This window comes from Arthrobacter sp. FW306-07-I, from assembly GCF_021800405.1.
Taxonomy (GTDB): Bacteria; Actinomycetota; Actinomycetes; order Actinomycetales; family Micrococcaceae; genus Arthrobacter.
In genome coordinates, this window is sequence record NZ_CP084550.1 from 2,243,532 (window position 1) to 2,263,315 (window position 19,784).

A 19,784-nucleotide genomic window follows, 5' to 3' on the forward strand; every position below is an offset into this window, starting at 1 on the left:
ACAACACCATGTCACTGAAGGAAAAACTGAAGGGCGACGTCGTCGCTCATATGAAAGCCGGTAACAGAGTGGCCCTGACCACGGTCCGCAACGTCCTGGGCGAGATCGAAACGCGGGAGAAGTCCGGAAAAACCCCCATTGAGCTCGATGACCTCCAGGTCACCGCACTCCTGCAAAAGGAGGCTGCCAAGCGCCGGGACACCGCTGCCACGTATTCCGCCGCCGGCCACTCCGACCGGGCGGACGCGGAGATCGCCGAGGCCGAGGTCATCGAGACCTACCTGCCCAAGGCCCTGACCCGTGAGGAAGCCGAAGCCATCGTCGACGAGGTTATCGCCGGCCTGAAGTCAGACGGCGCCGAGCTGAGCATGCGCTCCATGGGGACCATCATGAAATCCGTCACTCCCAGGATCGGGGGACGCTTCGACGGTAAGGCCGTCAGCGAGATGGTTAGGGGCCGGTTGGCCTGACCAGTACCCGGGAGCATTGCGGGGTTTAGCCCACGTGGATTGGGGGACGCTGCGGGGGTCCCGCACGCGGCATGGTCTTAGTAGGCTCGCTGGTGGAACCGGGAGGCCCCAGAGGAGCGGATATGCGCACGAACACTGGTCGGACAAAGGCCATCGGTACCAGGACCAGGCGGCTGCTGGCGGTCACCGTCATTCTTGCCTCTGGCACCGCAACAACTGCCATCGCCGCGAACAGCCCGGCAGTGCCCCCTGGTCCTCCCACTCCAGTCGGTTCCGCGGCTTCCCCGCGGCCCACGGACCAGTTCATCGTAAAGTTCAAGCCCTCGGCAGCGGGCACCGTTGCAGGGCGGGGCAAGACGTATGCGAAGGCTGCCGGCGATACCTCCATCGAGGTCAGGGAGGTCAAGGCCACGGCCAGCGACGCCAAGGTAGTGAAGGCAAGCCGCCGGCTGAGTGCTGCAGAGTCCCAGCGTATGTTGGAGAGCCTTGCCGCAGGCGCTGACGTCGCCTCGGTGGAGCCCGACATCCTCCTGTATCCGTCGTCCATACCAAACGACCCCTACTACTCCCAGCAGTGGGCTTTGTCCGATCCCAATTCCGGCATCCGCGTCCCCTCAGTGTGGGATAAAACCACGGGTGCGGGACAGGTCGTCGCCGTTATCGACACCGGCATCACCCAACACAGCGACCTCAAGGGCAATGTCACCGCCGGCTACGACATGATTACCGATCCAGCCTCTTCAGGTGACGGCGACGGAAGGGACGCCGACCCCTCCGATCCGGGGGATTTCCGGACCGCAGGTGCTTGCGGTTCCGGCTCGTCCGCCAACTCTTCCTGGCACGGAACCCACGTGGCCGGGCTTATCGCCGCCGTCGCCAACAATGCCGAGGGAGTCAGCGGCGCTGCTCCCGGAGTGAAAATCGAGCCGGTCCGCGCGCTCGGCGCCTGCGGTGGTTACCTCTCTGATGTTTCCGACAGCATTACCTGGGCCTCAGGGGGGACGGTCAGTGGCGTACCCGCCAACGCTAATCCGGCAAAGACCATCAACCTGAGCGTCGGGGGAACTGCCGCGTGCCCTGCCACCATGCAGGCAGCCATCGACGGCGCCGTGAGCCGCGGTTCCACTGTTTTTGTCGCTGCGGGCAATGAGAACCAGCCCGCGTCGAACGTCGCGCCGGCGAACTGCAACAACGTGATTGCCATCGGCGCCAGCAGCAAGGCCGGGTCCAAAGCGTCGTACTCGAATTTCGGACCCACGGTGGATGTCATGGCCCCGGGAGGCGACACGGATGCGGGGATCCTCTCCACGTTGAATGCCGGTACCACCAGCCCGGGCGCCGAGACCTATGGATACATGATGGGCACGTCAATGGCCACGCCCATGGCGTCGGCCGTTGGTGCCTTGATGAAGGCGGCCGATCCCTCCTTGGCGCCATCCCAAATCGAAGCCAAGCTCAAGGCGACCGCACGTCCCCTCCTGGGAACCTGCCCGGGGGGATGCGGAGCGGGCCTTATCGATGCCTCCGCTGCCGTCACCTTTCCAGCCCCGCAAACTCCGATCGCCGCCAAGGCGGCATCCCTGAATGGCGCCCTCGGAGCGGCCACCACAAGCGAGGTCTACGGCCTGAAGGACAGCGGCGGATATCAGTGTTTTGAACACGGGTGCATCGTTTACTCGCCTGCATCCGGGCCACACGTCTCCACCGGCGCTATCCGGGGGCTTTGGGCAGCCACGGGTTTTGAGAACGGCCGGCTGGGATACCCGGTGACTGACGAGGTCACCGGTCTTCGGGATGGGGGCGTTTACCAAAACTATCAGGGCGGAGCGATCATCTGGTCTCCAGCCACGGGCGCCCACATCTCCGTCGGTGCGATCCGGTCCATCTGGGCCTCAACGGGGTTTGAATCGGGACGCCTGGGATACCCCACAAGCGATGAATATCCGACTGGCAATGATGGGAGTGTCGCCCAGAACTACCAGGGCGGCATCATCCATTGGAGTCCGGGCGGCTACTACATCACCTGGGCGTAAAGGGGCAGCAGGAGCAAGCGCCCGGGATGTCCGGGACTGGGGTTCCCTTTGCTGTTTCGGCGTAAACTGCCGGAGCCCCGACATCCCTGCGCCGGCCTGGCAGAAACACCTGTGCCAGCGACCGCCAGCGTAGGTGTCAGCGTCGCGGTTCCCCTGGCGGCCCTGCTTATTGCAGGGGCCCTGACTACGGCGCGGACACGAGGTTGGCGGCCTGGGTGCGCAATCTGTAGAACGACCACGACGCCGTCCTTAGCCATGTCCCTTGCAGCCGCGGTAGCCGGGCGACAGAATCCGTCAGCCCTGCGGCCAGGATCCAGGCGGGAAATTGTCGGCTGATGCAGGACTTGTTACCACCGGACACTCCTGCGGGCGGCGAGACGTTCTGGGGAAAGACCGGCACGGCGAGCTATGGCAGGTTTACCTTCCTGCTGCTTCGGCATCGGCAACGGGTGTCTGCGTGTGCTGTGGGCTGCTCGCGGGCTCGGGCATCGCCCGCCCTCAGGCAAGCCCGGTCAGGAACACCAAGGCGATTGCCGCTAAGGGGTGCATGGCGAAAGCTTAGGACGGTGGCTCCCGTAGATCCGGGCGCAACTCCGTGCCGAAGTCCGCCTTTATGCCAGCGGCCGTAACGTACTGTCAGAAGATTGTTGCTGCGGCATGTGTTTGGGCATGGCGGTGAAACCACTGAGGTTGCTGCCTCGGAGTTGCTGGACGTCGTCAATGCAGGACCAGCCCGGCGGTCATCATTCCGCGGAGGCATCATTTCGTCGCACCGACAGATGAGTATCGCCCGGAAGCAGGCCGGGCTCCTGCTGACTCAACAAATGCGGCAGCAGGGGAGATGGGGCGGCCTGAAGCAGTGGGGCGGGTAGTGGCGCCGTCATTGGGGGACTGGGCCAGCAGGGCCCGTCCCCTCTGCACGCCGACCATCTGCACGTCGGACGTTTACTTCGCCCTGCCTGCTGCGGTCCAGAAGCCATGACGGGTCCGTTTCCGGCGGCGGCCGGCGCCGCAGCCTTCTGATCAGGGCCGCGAAGGGCAAAAGCAGCAATTGCAGGAGGCCACCCGCGATGAGCACGCCGATGCACAAAATGATGATCGGGCTGTACAGAATGAAGATCCCTGCGATGGCGGCAAGGTAACCGAAAGTGAACCCGAGGATCGTCCCGGTATCCATTCCTGCTCCAAAGAAAGGTCACCCGGAATAGGTGATTGCTTATTAGATTGGTGGCCACCCTGCTTCTTGGCGGGCTGCCTCACGGTCGGATAAACGACATCAGCCGCGGATTCGTCTGAGTCTCAACCTGTGTCGTCCCGGGGCAGGGGCTTGGCCGGTAACGGGCCGGGCGCGGCGCCAGGGCCGATGGGGGCGATAGCTGATCGGGACTGGAACCGGCGGTGCCGCAGCCACCCTGGAGGATCCCTTCCTTCGGCGCCTCAAATTCAGAAGAACGACTACGGTCAGGCCGATCCAGGCGAAGGCGCCAACGAAGATCAGGGCCACCGCCTGAAGGGTGCTCATGGCGCAAAGGCCCGCTTTGGCCAGGAGGCCCACTGGTCCTGTCCTGACGGGCTGGGTACCTGCGGGAGCTCAAATGTTTGGGAATGGTCAGCATGCGAGGACACGAGTCCCTGCTTTCCGCAGTGGTCCGGATCGGCTGACTGCGTAACCCTATGGGTCATAGTTTCCGCTTGTCACCGAGGTGAAGCAAGGCCATTAGGGGATGCGGACGAGGTCATAGGGACACAGGGAAATGTGCGCCCCGTTTCCCCCAGGCACACCCTATTTGACCCCCCCGGCCGACATGCCTTCCCACTCGACTGCACCGCAAGAAACAGCCCGGGGAGCTGGATTCCAAACCCCAGTTGTACTGGGTACCGGCACCACCGTGGTTGAAGACGCGTCTCACATGGTTGGAGACACAAAAAAACCCCGGTTTCCCGGGGTTTTCTTTGTGCGCGGAGGGGGACTTGAACCCCCACCCCCTTTCGAGGACTAGCACCTCAAGCTAGCGCGTCTGCCATTCCGCCACCCGCGCAGGTGGTATTTCGGGAAGCCGTCCCGCCTTTCAGCGTTTCGCACCTCTCCGAAGCAGCGAGAAAAACTCTAACACGACTTTTCGGAGAACAACGAATCGGGCCAAGTAGGTAGGCTGAGGACAGCGATTCAAGCCCGTGCCGCCCCAGTCATTCCCTACCAAGGAGCCCCATATGCCTGATGTCCTGCCCGAGGATGAAGTTGTCCGGATCTGCCAGGAACTCATCCGGATCGATACCTCCAACTACGGGGACGGGTCGGGGCCGGGGGAGCGGCCGGCGGCCGAGTATGCCGCTGGGCTCATTGAAGAAGTGGGCCTAAGCGCAGAGATCTTCGAGTCCGCACCGGGCCGCGCCAACGTTGTCACCAGAATGGCAGGTGAGGACCCGTCCGCCAGCGCCCTGGTGGTCCACGGCCATCTTGATGTCGTTCCTGCCCTCCGTGATCAGTGGTCGGTGGACCCGTTCGGCGCAGAACTGAAGGACGGATTGATCTGGGGCCGCGGCGCCGTCGACATGAAGGACATGGACGCCATGATTCTTTCGGTCCTGCGGAGCTTCGCCAGGGAAGGCAGGAAGCCCAAGCGGGATATCATCTTCGCTTTCTTCGCGGACGAGGAAGCCGGGGGCGTGTACGGCGCCCGCTATGCCGTGGACAACCGCCCCGAACTTTTCGAAGGCGCCACCGAAGCCATTTCCGAGGTCGGCGGCTTCTCGGCGACCATCGGCGGCCAGCGCACCTATCTCCTCCAGACGGCGGAGAAGGGCATCTCCTGGCTCCGCCTCGTGGCCCATGGAAGGGCCGGCCACGGTTCCCAAATCAACACGGACAACGCAGTCACCCGCCTGGCCGCTGCGGTCACGCGGATCGGCGAATACAAGTGGCCGATCGAGCTCACCCCCACCACGCGCCAGTTCCTTGACGGTGTAACGGAACTCACCGGTGTGGAGTTCGACGCCGACAATCCTGACCTCCTGCTCAACCAGCTTGGTACGGTGGCCAGGTTCGTCGGCGCCACCTTGCAGAACACCACCAACCCAACCCTCCTCAAGGGCGGGTACAAGCACAACGTCATCCCGGAGTCTGCCGAAGCCCTGGTCGACTGCCGCACACTGCCGGGACAGGAACAGCAGGTCCTCGAGATCGTCCGTGAACTGGCCGGCAACGGCGTGGACGTCAGCTACGTCCACAACGATGTCTCGCTCGAGGTCCCGTTCGCCGGAAACCTGGTGGACTCGATGATCGACGCCCTTCACAAGGAGGACCCGGGTGCCAAGGTGCTGCCGTACACGCTCTCCGGCGGAACGGACAACAAGTCGCTGAGCCGCCTCGGGATCACCGGCTACGGGTTCGCACCCCTGATGCTTCCGGACGATCTGGACTTCACCGGCATGTTCCACGGCGTTGACGAACGCGTCCCGGCGGACTCCCTCAAGTTCGGCGCCCGCGTACTGAACACCCTGCTCACCAACTACTAAAGGGACCAGGCCGTGACTCCTGAGGAACTGTTGCCGGATGAGCTCCTTGAGCGCATCCGCGGCCGCGCTGCCGCATATGATCGTGACAACGCCTTCTTCCATGAGGACCTCCAGGAGTTGGCAGCGGCCGGGTACCTGAAGCTTTTCGTGCCGGCGTCCGACGGCGGCGCAGGGCTTGGGCTCGAAGCGGCGGCGCAGTGCCAGCGCAGGCTGGCAACGGCTGCCCCTGCTACCGCACTGGCTGTCAATATGCACCTGGTCTGGACCGGCGTCGCCCACGTCCTCGCCGCCCGGGGCGACCACTCGCTGGCCTTCGTCCTCGAGGAAGCCGCCCAGGGCGAGGTCTTCGCGTTTGGCAACTCGGAAGCCGGCAACGACTCGGTCCTCTTCGACTCCCGGACCACTGCCACGCCGGATCAGGACGGCGGCTACTCGTTCACCGGGACAAAGATCTTCACCAGCCTCTCGCCGGCCTGGACCCGCCTGGGCATCTTCGGAAAGGACCCGGATGCCCGGAACGGCGCCGGCGAACTCGTGCACGGCTTCATCACCCGCGAAACCTCCGGCTACCGGATCCTGGACGACTGGGACACCCTCGGTATGCGGGCCAGCCAGTCCGCCACCACTGTCCTGGAAGGTGTGGCCGTTCCTGCGGACCGGATCTTCCGGAAACTTCCCGTGGGCCCCAACGCCGACCCGCTGATCTTCGCCATATTCGCCTGCTTCGAGAGCCTCCTGGCTGCTGTCTACACGGGGCTGGGCGAACGTGCCCTGGCCGTGGGCGTGGAGACCGTGAAGCGGCGGACCTCCTTCAGGAACGGGGGGCGCAGCTACGCCCAGGACCCCGACATCCGCTGGAAGGTGGCGGACGCCGCCATGGCCATGGACAACCTGTACCCGCAGCTTCGGTCCGTGACGGTCGACGTCGACGCCCTTGCCGACCACGGGGCCCAATGGTTCCCCAAACTGGTGGGCCTGAAGGTGAACGCGACGGAGACGGCGCGCCGCGTGGTGGACCTGGCCATCCGCGTCAGCGGGGGATCAAGCTACTTCAGGGGCTCAGAGCTCGAACGGCTCTACCGCGATGTGCTGGCCGGGATGTTCCACCCCTCCGACGACGAGTCAGCCCACAACACTGTGGCGAACGCCTGGCTGGGCCCGCTGGAAGATTAGAGGGTCCACCGGACCGCGTACGCACTAGACGGTCCGCTGGACCTGCATCACCCGGCGGCGGAGCCAAAAGCGCCGGCCGCCGCCCACATAAAGCTTGCTGCGTTCCAGTTCCCACTTGCCGTATTCGGAGTGTTCAACCAGCCGGCGCCGCGCTTCGGGCAGGGAATCATCAGGACTGACGGTCAGTACGAGGTACTCGTACTGCCGCAAATAATCCCGTTCCCGCTGGACCGAGCTGGTGAGAAATTGTTCCTTCATTTGCTCTCCATTTTCGTCCTTTTCCCGCTAACGTGAAGTCATGAGCATCGATCCGCGTGTCGCGCTTTCGTCCCTGACCACCGCTTTGGAAGAACACCTTATAGCAGCATCCAACCGGCGCGGGGACGGCGACCCCTCAGTCGAAGCAGCATTTTTCGCAGTTGCCGATGCCTTCGAAGTTTACGAGGACGCGCTTTACGAGGCGTACAACGAAGTGACCCCGCTTCAGGTCTTCGACGACGAGGATGAAGAAGACGAGGAAGCCGACGTGGACGACGACGAAGACCTGGAGATCGTCGAGGAATAGCGGCCCCGGAAAACCCGGCAGCCCTAGGAAGCTGCCGAAACGTCCTCCAAGGCCCGAGCAATCTGCGGCGGCAGCGGCGCGAGCTGGGCGTCGAGGATTTCCTTCAACTGCACTGGTGTGCGGGCGCCGACGATGGCCGTGGCAACTCCCTGCTGCGACAGCAGCCACGAAAGCGCCACATCCTGGGGAGTCCGGCCCAGCCCGTTGGCGGCCATGCACACCGCATCGACGATCCGTGACGGCTTCTCCGCCAAATACGGCTCCACGTAGGCGGCCTCGCTGACGGACGCGCCACGGGAACCGGCCGGGATGGTACCCCGGTACTTCCCGGTGAGCACCCCACGGCCCAGCGGCCCCCACGCCATGAGCCCAAGCCCTGCGTCCTCCGCAGCCGGCATCAGCTCCGCCTCAGCCGACCGGTTAAGGAACGAATACTCGGCCTGGACCGCCACCAGCGGGACGCTGCTGACAGCGGCCGCCTTCGCCGCTTGCCAGCCCTTGAAGTTGGAGATCCCTGCATACCTGGCCCGCCCGGAGCGGACCGCGAAGTCAAGTGCCCCCAGCGTCTCGTCGAGGGGAACGTTGCCGTCCCACGCCTCGGCAAACCAGAGGTCCACGTAGTCGGTGCCCAGCCTGGCGAGGCTGGCGTCCAGCCCGGTCAGCATCGCGTTCCGCGACGTGTCCACCGCACGCCGGCCATCCGGCGTCGTCATTCCTGCTTTGGTGGAGATGGAAACCTCCGTGCGGGACACCACATCACCCAACAGGGAACCGAGGACTGCCTCTGAGGCGCCGCCCGCATATGACGCCGAAGTGTCCACGTGCCGGCCGCCTGCGTCGAGGAAGGTCCGCAGCAACTCTGAAGCGTCCTGCTCGTCAGTTTCCCCGCCCCAGGACCGGGTGCCCAGGGAGAGGGCTGAAACTCGCAAACCACTGTTGCCGACGTAACGCTGCTGCATAGCAGCAAGCTTACGGGCAGAAGCACAGGTGCCATGCCGTAGGGTCTTAGCGTGAACTGGTTTGAAGCGGCCCTGCTGGGCCTTGTGCAGGGACTGACCGAATTTTTACCGATTTCATCGAGCGCGCACCTGCGGATCGTGGGTGAATTCCTTCCCAACGCGCAGGACCCCGGGGCCGCCTTCACGGCCATCACCCAGCTCGGCACGGAGACCGCCGTGCTGATCTTTTTCTGGCGCGACATTGTCCGCATCGTCAAGGCATGGGCCGGATCCCTGACCTACAAAGTGCCGCGGCAGGATCCTGATGCCAGGATGGGCTGGCTGGTGATCCTGGGCAGCCTGCCCATCATCGTGCTCGGCCTGCTCTTCCAGGACCAGATCGAGTCCGTGCTCCGCAGCATGTGGATTGTGGCCACCATGCTGATCGTCTTCGGCCTGATCCTTGCCGTGGCCGACGCCACCGGTGCCCAGAAGCGGGACCTGACGCACCTGACCTATAAGCACGGCATTTTCTACGGCCTTGCCCAGGCCCTGGCATTGATCCCCGGCGTCTCCCGCTCCGGCGGCACCATCACTGCAGGCCTGCTCATGGGGTACACGCGGGAAGCCGCGGCACGGTATTCGTTCCTGCTGGCCATCCCCGCCGTGTTCGGCAGCGGGCTGTACCAGCTGTACAAGGTGGTCACCAAGGAAGGCCTTTCCGGGCCATTTGGCCTTCCGGAGACCGCCCTTGCCACTGTGATCGCCCTGGTAGTGGGATATGTCATCATCGGCTGGTTCCTGAAGTTCGTCTCGACGCGCAGCTACCGCCTCTTCGTCTGGTACCGCATCTTCCTGGGCCTGGCGCTCTACCTCCTGCTCGGTTTCGGCGTCATCAGCGCCTAGGGCTAGGCTTGGGCTTGTGAAATCCTGGACTTCCCGCCCCGTTCCTGCCCTGCCCGGAAACATGCCCGCGATTCGTTTGTTCGACACTGCGGCAGGCCGCGAAGTGGCACTTGAGCAGGAGGCCAGGCCCTCCATGTACGTCTGCGGCATCACCCCCTACGACGCGACCCACATGGGACATGCAGCCAGCTACGTTGCCTTTGACCTGCTCAACCGCGCCTGGCGCGACGCCGGCAGCGAGGTTTCCTATGTGCAGAACGTGACTGATGTGGACGATCCCCTGCTTGAACGTGCCACCGCCACCGGCGTCGACTGGCGCGACCTCGCCGCAGAGCAGGTGGAGCTCTTCCAGACCGACATGGAGGCGCTGAACGTCCTGGCACCCGACCACTACGTTGGCGCTGTGGAATCCATCGGCCTGATCGTCCCCGAGGTGGAGCGGCTGGTCAGCATGGGACTGGCCTACCAGGTGGCAGGCACCAACGGGGAACCTGACGGCGATGTCTATTACGACGTCGAAGCTGCCGGAAAGCAGTCGACGGCACCTGACGCCTGGGTACTGGGATGCATTTCCCACCTGGGCGAGAGCGCCATGCTGGAGCTTTTTGCCGAGCGCGGCGGCGATCCCGGAAGGGCCGGGAAGCGGCAGGCGCTTGACCCGCTGCTCTGGCGCGTGGAACGGCCGGGCGAACCCAGCTGGCCGGGTGGAAGCCTGGGCGCCGGAAGGCCCGGCTGGCACATCGAATGCACCGTCATCGCCCAGAAGTACCTGCCGTCGCCCTTCACGGTGCAGGGCGGTGGCTCGGACCTGATCTTCCCGCATCACGAGATGGGCGCCGGCCACGCGTACTCCCTCGCAGGGGTGCCCCTTGCCCGGCATTACGCCCATGCAGGCATGGTGGGGCTCGACGGCGAAAAGATGAGCAAGTCCAAGGGCAACCTGGTGCTGGTCTCCAAGCTCCGCGCTGCCGGTGAGGACCCGGCTGCAATCCGCCTGGCCATCCTGGCGCACCATTACCGCTCCGACTGGTCATGGACGGACGAAGGCTTCGCGGCCGCCAAGGCTGACCTGGCGGCGTGGCGGACTGCACTGGACCACGCCCCCGAAGGATCGGGAAAGGCGCTCCTCGCCGAAATCCGTGAAGCGCTGGCGGCAGACCTCAATGCCCCGGCGGCGGTTGCCGCCATCTCGCGCTGGGCACGGTCCGCGAACGACGGCGGTGCTGCCGCCAGCCCTGCTGACAGCATCCTGGCGAAAGATGCGGTGGACGCCCTGCTGGGCATCCGGCTGTAGTACTCCAGTTTGCAGGAACACAAGTGAGGGGCGTGGGCGGAATTCTTCCGCCCACGCCCCTCACCTGTTAATACTCAGGGCCGGTCCTGGCCCCGCCGCTTCAGGTACCGTTCGAATTCCCTGGCGATGGATTCGCCGCTGGCCTCCGGGAGGTCTGCGGTGTCCTTGGCTTCCTCCAGCTGCCGGACGTAGGCAGCAATTTCGGGATCCTCGGTAGCCAGTTCGTCCACGCCGCGTTCCCAGGCGTCAGCTTCCTCGGCCAGCTCATGGGTATCCAGGGGCACCTGCAGCAGCTCCTCGATGCGGTGCAGGAGGGCGAGCTGCGCCTTGGGGGAGGGAGCCTGGGCCACGTAGTGCGGCACGGCAGCCCACAAGGACACGGCAGGGATACCAGCCAGGAGCGCCACCTCGGACAGGACGCCCACAATGCCCACGGGGCCTTCGTACTGGGAGGCCTCCAGGTTCATCCGCTCCCTGAGCGGTGCGTCGTCGGAGGACGTGCTCACTGGGATAGGGCGGCTGTGCGGGACGTCCGCCAGCAGCGCTCCAACCAGCACCACGTAGTCCACATTCAGCGCCTCCGCATGGGCCAGCAGTTCTGCAGTGTAGGCGCGCCACTTATAGGACGGTTCCGTGCCCTGGACGAAGATGACGTCCACGTTGGAGTTGGGCGCGGTGGCTTTGTAGATGCGGGTTGAAGGCCACTTGATCTTGCGTTCCCCGGCCGCGTTCCTGCGGACGGTGGGGCGCGTGAACTGGAAGTCGTAATACTCATCGGCATCGATGGATGCCACCTTCTTGCCGCCCCACAACTTGTTCAGGTAACGCAGCGAATCGCTGGCCGCTTCTCCGGCGTCGTTCCACCCTTCAAAGGCGGCAAGCATCACCGTTACGCGCTGTCCGTCAGCCACTGGCTGCAGGAACCGTTCCCGCTCGGGTCCGGCACCCTGTTCGGCGGTGTCTCCCTCGAAGCTATTCATTTCTTCACCCTACGTCCAAGGTGCAGGGTCGCGCATGGAATGAAGCGCCGCAAATCCCCGGGAACCAGTGCAAACAGCACCGGCCCTGCGTCATATTCGCCAAGGGCGTAGCCCACAGCCGCCGCCCAGCCATCCCCCGTAGACTGGCGTCATGCGATTTCCTGCCTCCGGTTCACCGCTCAAAGCCGTCCTGTGGGACATGGACGGCACCATCGTGGACACCGAGCCATACTGGATCGCGGCGGAACATGCACTGGTGGAGGCACACGGTGGAACGTGGAGCCATGACCAGGCAATGCAGCTGGTTGGCCAGTCACTGACCTTTTCCGCGGGCCTGCTCCAACAGGCCGGCGTCGAGCTCGAAATCCGCGAAATCATCGACACCCTCACCGGACAGGTCATCAACAGCGTGCGGCAGCAGGTGCCGTGGCGCCCCGGCGCCCGTGAACTCCTTGAAGAACTGCACCTGGCCGGCGTTCGCTGCGCCCTGGTCACCATGTCGGAGGGACCGTTGGCCCGCGAGGTGGTGGCCAGCCTTCCCCGGCCGTACTTCGAAGTGCTGGTCACCGGCGATATCGTGAGCCAGGGCAAGCCGCACCCGGAGGCATATCTGACGGCCGTGGAACGGCTGCAGGAGAGCGATCCCGATCTTGGAATCCACCACTGCGTAGCCCTTGAGGACTCCGTGCCCGGCGTGGCCGCGGCCGTCGCCTCCGGCGTCGCCACTGTGGCCGTGCCCCACATTGTGCCGCTGCCGGACCACGACAGCTACGCACTCTGGGACACCCTCGCCGGCCGGGGGCTGGCTGAGCTGGAAGCACTGCTTCAGCGGGCGGACGCACCCGCGGCTTCAACGGGTGATGCACGTGGCTGACCCGGGCGGCCCCGGCCAAGGCACCAACCCGGCACGCCGCGAAGGCATCCCGCTGGGGCGGATCGCCGGCGTCCCCGTTGTCCTTGCGTACTCGTGGTTCGTGATCGCGGCCTTCACCGTGATCGTCTACGGGCCTGTGTTGGCCAGGAACAACCCGACGCTGGGCACGAGTGCCTATATCGTGGCGTTCGCGTACGCCGTCCTGCTCCTGATCTCAGTGCTCGTCCACGAACTCGCCCATGCCCTGACAGCAAAAATCTACGGCTGGCCTACGCAAAAGATTGTGCTTAACCTTTGGGGCGGCCACACCCAGTTCGAAAGCTTCACATCGTCTCCGGGCCGGTCCGTGCTCGTGGCGCTGGCGGGCCCGGCTGCCAACTTCGTCCTGGCGGGCGGGGCCTGGCTGCTGCTCGGCACCGACAGCCTTGGAAGCGTCGCGGAAATTCTGACGAACATCTTCATGTGGGCGAACTTCCTGATTGGCGTCTTCAACGTCCTGCCGGGCCTGCCACTGGACGGCGGCAGGCTGGTCGAGTCCATCGTCTGGAAGGCCACCGGCAGCCAGGCGAAAGGAACTGTTGCAGCCGGGTGGGGCGGGCGCATCATCGTCCTGGCCATTGCGTACTGGTTCCTCCTTCGCCCGTACCTGGCCGGAGATAGTCCGGACTTCAGCCTCCTCATGATCACTATCCTGGTGGGCGGGTTCCTCTGGATGGGAGCGTCAGCGTCCATCCAGCAAGGCACGCTGCGCGGCCGGCTCCCGCTGGTCAGTGCCGCGGCATTGTCGACGCCCGCCACCGGAATGCCTGCCACCGGCACCGTACGGGATGCCATCCGCCTGGGGGCAGCAGGAACAAAGTCTGTCGTGGTCTGCGGACCGGATGGCCGGCCCCAGGGCGTAGTTGACCCCGGCGCGGTGGCATCAGTGCCGGCTGCTGCCGCCGATACCACCCCCATCACCGCCGTTTCATTTCCACTGGCTGCAGGCGCCTACGTCCCTGAATGGTCCAAAGGGCAGGAGCTGATCCAGTTCCTTTCGCAGCTTGAGGGACGCCACTATGCAGTGGTGGACCACAACGGCATGGTCACTGGGCTAATGACCCAGGAGGCAGTCCTCGCGGCCATTACCGGCAAGCGCCCGCGCAACGATAGGCACCCGCAGGGCCAGAACCGGTAGAGTTACCTGCCGGTCGTGCATTGCCGCCGATAGAGCCACAACGTCCCAACGGACCGTCCGGTTGCGGCACAACAGGTTTACAGGAGCGAGGAAATATCATGAGCAGCGAAACTGCCGTCAACGACGCCAACGGAGCAGCCCAAGCCGGTGCTGCCGCCAGCGGCTCGCAGCCGGTGGGAGCTGCCCGTCGCCGCGGCCCCTTCCGTGAAGGCGAACGTGTCCAGCTCACCGATGAGCGGGGCCGCATGAACACCATCACCCTGGAACGCGGCGGCGCATTCCACACCCACCGCGGGTTCCTCAACCATGACGAAATCATTGGCAAGGTCGACGGCTCCGTGGTGGTCAACAATGTCGGCCAGCAGTACCAGACCCTCCGCCCCCTGCTCTCCGACTTCGTCCTCTCCATGCCGCGCGGCGCCGCCGTCGTCTATCCCAAGGACGCCGGCCAGATCGTCACCATGGCGGACATCTTCCCGGGCGCACGTGTAGTGGAAGCCGGCGTCGGCTCCGGCGCCCTCTCCATCTCCCTGCTCCGCGCCGTGGGCGATAACGGCTACCTGCACTCCTTCGAACGGCGCCAGGAATTCGCGGACATCGCCCGCGGAAACGTGGAGACGATCTTTGGCGGCCCGCACCCCGCCTGGCAGATCTCCCTGGGTGATTTCCAGGAGGAAGTGGTCAAAGCCGAGGAACCCGGCTCCGTGGACCGCGTTGTCCTGGACATGCTCGCGCCTTGGGAATGCCTCGACGCCGTTGCCACCGTCCTCGCGCCCGGCGGCGTGTGGATCAACTACGTTGCCACCGTCACCCAGCTCTCCCGCACCGCGGAAGCCATCCGGGCGGACGGCCGGTTCACCGAACCCGACGCGTGGGAGTCGATGGTCCGCGGCTGGCACCTGGAAGGTCTCGCCGTCCGTCCCGACCACCGAATGGTGGCCCACACCGGATTCCTGCTGGTCACGCGGCGGCTCGCCGACGGCGTCACCGGCATTTCAGTCAAGCGCCGCCCGTCCAAGACCGACTTCAACGAAGAGGACGTCAACGCCTGGACTCCGGGGGCCGTGGGGGAGCGCGCTGTATCGGACAAGAAGCTCCGGCGCGCCGCCCGTGACGCCATCGCGGGGACCAACGTGGTGGACGGGCCAGAGGTCACGAACTAGTCCACATTTCGGGAGTCTCCATCCCTACCCGGCAATCTGGGACTAATGTCTTAAGAGAAGCGCAGGAAGGGGCTGATACATCATGGAGACACCAAACACGGACTCCGGACGTACTCCGGCAGAGCAGTCTGCCGCCAACGACCTCTCGGTTGCTGACCGCCAGGTCAACATACTTCGGGACAAGCTCAGGCATATCGACCGCCAGCTGGCAGCAGCCACGCAGAACAACTCCAAGCTGGTCAGCATGCTTGAGACTGCCAAGGCAGAGATCCTGCGGTTGAAAAACGCCCTGGACCAGGAAGGGCAGCCGCCATACAGCTTCGGCACCATCCTCCAAATAAATCCGAAGCGGCAGCCTGCTCCGGGCAACAGCGGCCAGGCCGCCACTGAAGAGTCGGTGGACATCTTCAACGCCGGGCGGAAAATGCGGGTGGGCATCAGCCCGCTGGTGAACATCAACCAGCTCGCGGTAGGGCAGGAAGTGCTCCTGAACGAGGCACTCCTGATCGTGGCGGGACTGGGCTACGAACGCGCCGGTGAACTTGCCACGCTGAAGGAAATGCTGGGACGCGACCGGGCCCTGGTGGTGGGCCGTGCGGACGAGGAACGCGTCGTCCGGCTTTCCGGTGCCCTCCTCTCCGAGAAACTCCGGGTTGGCGACGCCCTGTCCGTCGATTCCCGGACCGGCTACGCCTTGGAGAAAGTACCCCGCTCCGAGGTGGAGAACCTGGTCCTTGAGGAAGTTCCGGACATCACCTACGAAGACATCGGCGGCCTCGGCCCGCAGATTGAACAGATCCGCGACGCCGTCGAACTGCCGTTCCTGCACCCGGACCTCTACCGGGAACATGGCCTGAAGGCTCCCAAGGGCATCCTCCTTTACGGTCCTCCGGGCTGCGGCAAGACCCTGATCGCCAAGGCCGTTGCCAACTCGCTCGCCGCCCGCGCAGCGGAGCGTTCCGGAAACGTTGACTTGAAGAGCTATTTCCTCAACATCAAGGGGCCTGAGCTCCTGGACAAGTACGTGGGTGAAACAGAGCGGCACATCCGCCTCATCTTCTCCCGCGCCCGGGAGAAGGCCTCGGACGGCAGCCCCGTCGTGGTGTTCTTTGACGAGATGGACTCACTGTTCCGTACCCGCGGCACCGGCATCTCGTCCGACGTCGAGACCACCATCGTGCCGCAGCTCCTCAGCGAGATCGACGGCGTGGAGCGCCTCGACAATGTCATCGTCATTGGCGCGTCCAATCGCGAGGACATGATCGACCCCGCAATCCTGCGGCCCGGACGTCTGGACGTCAAGGTCAAGATCCAGCGGCCCGACGCGGAAGCTGCTGCAGACATTTTCAACAAATACATCACCACGGACCTGCCGTTCCACGAATCCGACCTGGCCGAACACAACGGGGACATCCAGGCCACCGTTGATGCCATGGTCCAGCGAACGGTGGAGGCGATGTACTCCACGGACAAGTCCAACGAGTTCCTGGAGGTCACCTACGCCAATGGTGACACCGAAATGTTGTACTTCAAGGACTTCAACTCCGGGGCCGTGGTCCAGAACGTGGTGGACCGGGCCAAGAAGTACGCCATCAAGGACCTGCTGACCACGCACCAGAAGGGCCTCCGGATCGAGCACCTGCTGCGCGCCGTGGTGGATGAGTTCCGTGAACACGAAGACATGCCCAACACCACCAATCCGGATGACTGGGCCCGGATTTCCGGGAAGAAGGGCGAACGGATCACCTATATCCGCACCATCGTCCAAGGGAAAGCCGGCCAGGAGCCGGGCAAGTCCATCGAGACCATGCCGACCACAGGACAGTATCTATGACGGGTGCACACGGCTCCGCCGGTGGGGAAGGCCTCCCCGCCGGCGGGGCCATGCGCGTCATGGGAGCGGAAACCGAATACGGCATCCATGCCCCATCTGCGCCATCCGCCAACGCCACCATGATGAGCGCCAGGGTGGTGCAGGCCTACGCCCAGGTGACCCGGCAACGCGCTGCGGGCGGAGCGGAAACGCGCTGGGACTACACCGACGAAGAGCCGCTGCACGATGCCCGCGGCTGGACAGTGGACAGGGGCGCCGCACATCCCACCCAGCTGACCGACCAGCCGCCGGTGCTCGACGCGGAGGCGGTGGCCCTGGCCTACGGCCGCGAGGAACTTGAACTCGACGGCCAGGACGAATCCGGCACCCTGCTGATGAACATGGTCCTGGGCAACGGGGCCCGGCTGTACGTCGACCACGCGCACCCTGAGTACTCCAGCCCCGAAGTCACCAACCCGCGCGACGCCGTGGCCTGGGACGCCGCAGGTGACCTGGTGGGATTGGCTGCCGTCCGCAGGCTGGCCGCGGACCCGGCCCTGCCGCCGGTCAATCTGTACAAGAACAACACTGACAACAAGTCCGTGTCCTACGGTTCGCACGAGAACTACCTCATGCCAAGGTCGGTACCGTTCGGGGACATCGTGCGGGGGCTGACACCGTTCTTCGTGAGCCGGCAGGTGGTCTGTGGGGCCGGCCGGCTGGGACTCGGCCAGGACAGCTCGATTCCCGGCTTCCAAATCAGCCAGCGGGCGGACTTTTTCGAAGCCGAAGTGGGGCTCGAAACCACCATCCGCAGGCCCATCATCAATACCAGGGACGAGCCCCACTCCACAGCGGACAAGTACCGGCGCCTGCACGTGATCATCGGGGACGCCAACCTCAGCCAGGTGTCCAATTACCTCAAGTTCGGCACCACGGCGATGGTCCTCAGCCTCATTGAAGCGGGGCTTGCGCCCAAAATCGAGGTCTATGAACCCGTCGCAGCCCTCAAGACCGTCAGCCACGACACTTCGCTGACCGCAAAGCTGCGCCTACTCGACGGAAGGCGCGTCACGGCCCTGGACCTCCAGTGGATGTACCACGAGGCTGCGGCCAAACTCGCGCAGGACACCGGTGTGGGTGACGCCGTGGACGGTGACGGACATACCCACGAGGTCCTGGAGCGGTGGGCGTCCGTTCTTACCCAGCTTGACAGCGACAGGGCCGCTGCCGCCACCTCTGTTGAGTGGCTGGCCAAACTCTCCCTGCTGGACGGCTACCGCCAGCGCGACGGACTGGAATGGAGCGACGCGCGGCTGGGTCTGGTGGATCTCCAATGGGCGGACATCAGGCCCGAGAAAGGCCTCTACTACCGCCTGCTGTCCAGGAACCGGATGCAGCGGCTGGTGGATGATGCCACCATCGCCGCGGCAGTAGCGGAGCCGCCGGCCGACACCCGGGCCTACTTCCGGGGCAAGTGCATCAGCAGCTTCGGCAAGGACGTAGTGGGGGCAAGCTGGGACTCTGTCATCTTCGACGTGCCCGGTTATGGAAGGCTTCAGCGGGTGCCCACCCGTGAGCCCCTGAGGGGAACCAAAGCCCTGACTGGAGCGTTATTCGAGCGCTATCGGGAAGCGGGCCCATTCCTCGGGGAGCTGCTGGGACACAGCAGCACTCCTCCTGCGGGCTAAACCGCGCCGGAACGTCCGTCCCGTGGCAGGATGGGCATATCGGAGGATCCGCCGGATCCACCGAAGGAAGAAGGAGGGAAACCAATGGCAGGCCAGGAGCAGCAACAGCCCCAATCACGCGACAGCCAGGTCGACGAAGACATCCCCGAGGCGCCCCCGGCACCACCTGGGGCGCAGGCCTCGGTTTCAACCGAAGGCGTTGACGACCTGCTCGACGAGATCGACGGCGTCCTGGAATCCAACGCCGAGGAGTTTGTCCGGGCGTTCGTCCAAAAGGGCGGCCAGTAACCCGGACCCGGAAGGTGGCGGAAGCCGCGGAAGGCCGGGATCTGTACCAACGTTGAAGTACCACGTTCAAGGAGTGATGAGTGCAGGAATCAACCGCCAACCAGGTAGCCGCAAACGCCACCTCGTCCTTTACGGAGCACCTTCTACGGGACCGGCCCGAGCTATTGCCCTTTAGCCGGTCCCTCCAAGGTGGTGCGTCCGCGGCTGTCCCGGTGCAGGTCCCACACGCCACCACCATCGTTGCCATGAGCTACGGCGGCGGTGTCCTGATGGCGGGGGACAGGCGGGCCACCATGGGAAACGTCATCGCCAGCAGGCACATCGAGAAGGTTTTTCCCGCGGACCACTTCTCGGTCCTGGGCATCGCCGGAACGGCGGGCATCGCGATTGACCTGACCCGGCTCTTCCAGGTTGAACTCGAACACTACGAAAAAATTGAAGGAACCCAGCTCAGCCTTGAGGGCAAGGCCAACCGGCTGGGGGCCATGATCAGGGGCAACCTTCCGCTGGCCCTGCAGGGTCTGGCGGTAGTGCCCCTCTTCGCAGGTTTCGACACCACCGCCGGTGTCGGCCGGCTGTTTTCCTACGACGTCACCGGCGGCAGGTATGAGGAACACGAACACCACACCGTCGGCTCCGGTTCCGTCTTCGCCCGCGGCGCGCTGAAAAAGCTCTGGCGCCCCAACCTCACCGCAGCCGAGGCACTTTCCGTTGCCGTGGAGTCCCTGTATGACGCCGCCGACGACGACTCCGCCACGGGCGGACCCGATACGGTCCGGCAGCTGTGGCCCGTGGTCTATACGGTGGACAGGACGGGCGCCCGCCGGGTGCCGGAACCTGAACTTGCGGCTGCCTCCCGCGGCGTGATTGAAGCACGCACCATCGCCGGACGGGAGGCCTGAG

17 protein-coding genes and 1 tRNA gene are annotated in these 19,784 nt (G+C 64.8%); 14 read left to right on the forward strand and 4 right to left on the reverse strand.

The window, feature by feature from the left end:
- The first annotated feature begins 8 nt into the window (after nt 1-8).
- Nucleotides 9-470: a GatB/YqeY domain-containing protein gene (locus tag LFT46_RS10330; protein WP_236819465.1), complete on the forward strand. Its 462-nt coding sequence runs from the start codon at nt 9-11 to the stop codon at nt 468-470.
- 122 nt (nt 471-592) lie between these two features.
- Nucleotides 593-2,503 carry a S8 family serine peptidase gene (locus LFT46_RS10335; RefSeq protein ID WP_236819467.1) on the forward strand — a complete coding sequence of 637 codons (1,911 nt, stop codon included), beginning with the start codon at nt 593-595 and terminating at the stop codon, nt 2,501-2,503.
- Nucleotides 2,504-4,459: 1,956 nt separating this feature from the next.
- On the opposite strand, the gene LFT46_RS10340 is transcribed toward LFT46_RS10335, so the two are convergent.
- A tRNA-Leu gene (locus LFT46_RS10340) sits at nt 4,460-4,542 on the reverse strand.
- Between the two features lie 172 nt (nt 4,543-4,714).
- Here LFT46_RS10340 and LFT46_RS10345 point away from each other — a divergent pair.
- Together LFT46_RS10345 and LFT46_RS10350 are read left to right on the forward strand one after the other, a co-directional pair.
- Entirely contained in the window at nt 4,715-6,019 is a 1,305-nt protein-coding gene (locus LFT46_RS10345; protein ID WP_236802747.1) for a M20/M25/M40 family metallo-hydrolase, read from the forward strand.
- 12 nt (nt 6,020-6,031) lie between these two features.
- Nucleotides 6,032-7,192 carry an acyl-CoA dehydrogenase family protein gene (locus LFT46_RS10350; protein WP_236819469.1) on the forward strand — a complete coding sequence of 387 codons (1,161 nt, stop codon included), beginning with the start codon at nt 6,032-6,034 and terminating at the stop codon, nt 7,190-7,192.
- A gap of 24 nt (nt 7,193-7,216) precedes the next feature.
- Here the strand turns inward: LFT46_RS10350 and LFT46_RS10355 are convergent, their stop codons facing one another.
- Entirely contained in the window at nt 7,217-7,450 is a 234-nt protein-coding gene (locus LFT46_RS10355; RefSeq protein ID WP_018771130.1) for a DUF5703 family protein, read from the reverse strand.
- 40 nt (nt 7,451-7,490) lie between these two features.
- Between LFT46_RS10355 and LFT46_RS10360 the strand changes: the two genes are divergently transcribed.
- On the forward strand, nt 7,491-7,757 hold the full coding sequence (locus LFT46_RS10360) for a hypothetical protein (protein WP_141941360.1): 267 nt from the start codon (nt 7,491-7,493) through the stop codon (nt 7,755-7,757).
- Nucleotides 7,758-7,780: 23 nt separating this feature from the next.
- Here LFT46_RS10360 and LFT46_RS10365 read toward each other — a convergent pair whose 3' ends face one another.
- On the reverse strand, nt 7,781-8,716 hold the full coding sequence (locus LFT46_RS10365; protein WP_236819471.1) for an aldo/keto reductase: 936 nt from the start codon (nt 8,714-8,716) through the stop codon (nt 7,781-7,783).
- A 51-nt stretch (nt 8,717-8,767) separates the two neighbouring features.
- Between LFT46_RS10365 and LFT46_RS10370 the strand changes: the two genes are divergently transcribed.
- A complete protein-coding gene (locus tag LFT46_RS10370) occupies nt 8,768-9,601 on the forward strand; it encodes an undecaprenyl-diphosphate phosphatase (RefSeq protein ID WP_236819473.1) in 834 nt (277 codons plus the stop codon).
- A 16-nt stretch (nt 9,602-9,617) separates the two neighbouring features.
- On the forward strand, nt 9,618-10,895 hold the full coding sequence (mshC, locus tag LFT46_RS10375; protein ID WP_236819474.1) for a cysteine--1-D-myo-inosityl 2-amino-2-deoxy-alpha-D-glucopyranoside ligase: 1,278 nt from the start codon (nt 9,618-9,620) through the stop codon (nt 10,893-10,895).
- Between the two features lie 74 nt (nt 10,896-10,969).
- Here mshC and LFT46_RS10380 read toward each other — a convergent pair whose 3' ends face one another.
- Nucleotides 10,970-11,875, reverse strand: a complete 906-nt coding sequence (locus tag LFT46_RS10380; protein WP_236798377.1) for a PAC2 family protein — start codon at nt 11,873-11,875, stop codon at nt 10,970-10,972.
- A gap of 151 nt (nt 11,876-12,026) precedes the next feature.
- Here LFT46_RS10380 and LFT46_RS10385 point away from each other — a divergent pair, with 151 nt between their 5' ends.
- From LFT46_RS10385 to prcB, 7 genes are all read left to right on the forward strand, one after another.
- The gene (locus LFT46_RS10385; RefSeq protein WP_236798378.1) at nt 12,027-12,749 is read left to right on the forward strand and encodes an HAD family hydrolase; all 723 of its coding nucleotides are present in this window, start codon (nt 12,027-12,029) and stop codon (nt 12,747-12,749) included.
- On the forward strand, nt 12,736-13,926 hold the full coding sequence (locus LFT46_RS10390) for a site-2 protease family protein (RefSeq protein ID WP_236802860.1): 1,191 nt from the start codon (nt 12,736-12,738) through the stop codon (nt 13,924-13,926). The genes LFT46_RS10385 and LFT46_RS10390 overlap by 14 nt, the downstream gene beginning before the upstream one ends.
- A gap of 98 nt (nt 13,927-14,024) precedes the next feature.
- Complete coding sequence (locus LFT46_RS10395; RefSeq protein ID WP_236798379.1) at nt 14,025-15,089, forward strand: tRNA (adenine-N1)-methyltransferase; 1,065 nt, start codon at nt 14,025-14,027, stop codon at nt 15,087-15,089.
- 82 nt (nt 15,090-15,171) lie between these two features.
- Nucleotides 15,172-16,923 carry a proteasome ATPase gene (arc, locus tag LFT46_RS10400; RefSeq protein ID WP_142133828.1) on the forward strand — a complete coding sequence of 584 codons (1,752 nt, stop codon included), beginning with the start codon at nt 15,172-15,174 and terminating at the stop codon, nt 16,921-16,923.
- Nucleotides 16,920-18,593, forward strand: coding sequence for a depupylase/deamidase Dop (gene dop, locus LFT46_RS10405; RefSeq protein ID WP_236798381.1), 1,674 nt, complete (start codon nt 16,920-16,922; stop codon nt 18,591-18,593). The genes arc and dop overlap by 4 nt, the downstream gene beginning before the upstream one ends.
- Before the next feature lie 84 nt (nt 18,594-18,677).
- Nucleotides 18,678-18,881: a ubiquitin-like protein Pup gene (locus tag LFT46_RS10410; protein ID WP_236819476.1), complete on the forward strand. Its 204-nt coding sequence runs from the start codon at nt 18,678-18,680 to the stop codon at nt 18,879-18,881.
- Nucleotides 18,882-18,961: 80 nt separating this feature from the next.
- Entirely contained in the window at nt 18,962-19,783 is an 822-nt protein-coding gene (gene prcB, locus LFT46_RS10415) for a proteasome subunit beta (protein ID WP_236798383.1), read from the forward strand.
- The last annotated feature ends 1 nt before the right edge of the window (nt 19,784 follow it).

Bases quoted from the DNA above. Each gene is read 5' to 3' on its own strand.
- LFT46_RS10395 (WP_236798379.1), top strand. From the start codon at position 14,025: ATGAGCAGCGAAACTGCCGTCAACGACGCCAACGGAGCAGCCCAAGCC.
- LFT46_RS10330 (WP_236819465.1), top strand. From the start codon at position 9: ATGTCACTGAAGGAAAAACTGAAGGGCGACGTCGTCGCTCATATGAAA.
- LFT46_RS10410 (WP_236819476.1), top strand. From the start codon at position 18,678: ATGGCAGGCCAGGAGCAGCAACAGCCCCAATCACGCGACAGCCAGGTC.
- LFT46_RS10345 (WP_236802747.1), top strand. From the start codon at position 4,715: ATGCCTGATGTCCTGCCCGAGGATGAAGTTGTCCGGATCTGCCAGGAA.
- LFT46_RS10335 (WP_236819467.1), top strand. From the start codon at position 593: ATGCGCACGAACACTGGTCGGACAAAGGCCATCGGTACCAGGACCAGG.
- LFT46_RS10385 (WP_236798378.1), top strand. From the start codon at position 12,027: ATGCGATTTCCTGCCTCCGGTTCACCGCTCAAAGCCGTCCTGTGGGAC.
- dop (WP_236798381.1), top strand. From the start codon at position 16,920: ATGACGGGTGCACACGGCTCCGCCGGTGGGGAAGGCCTCCCCGCCGGC.
- LFT46_RS10380 (WP_236798377.1), bottom strand. From the start codon at position 11,875: ATGAATAGCTTCGAGGGAGACACCGCCGAACAGGGTGCCGGACCCGAG.
- LFT46_RS10360 (WP_141941360.1), top strand. From the start codon at position 7,491: ATGAGCATCGATCCGCGTGTCGCGCTTTCGTCCCTGACCACCGCTTTG.
- LFT46_RS10365 (WP_236819471.1), bottom strand. From the start codon at position 8,716: ATGCAGCAGCGTTACGTCGGCAACAGTGGTTTGCGAGTTTCAGCCCTC.
- arc (WP_142133828.1), top strand. From the start codon at position 15,172: ATGGAGACACCAAACACGGACTCCGGACGTACTCCGGCAGAGCAGTCT.
- LFT46_RS10390 (WP_236802860.1), top strand. From the start codon at position 12,736: ATGCACGTGGCTGACCCGGGCGGCCCCGGCCAAGGCACCAACCCGGCA.
- LFT46_RS10355 (WP_018771130.1), bottom strand. From the start codon at position 7,450: ATGAAGGAACAATTTCTCACCAGCTCGGTCCAGCGGGAACGGGATTAT.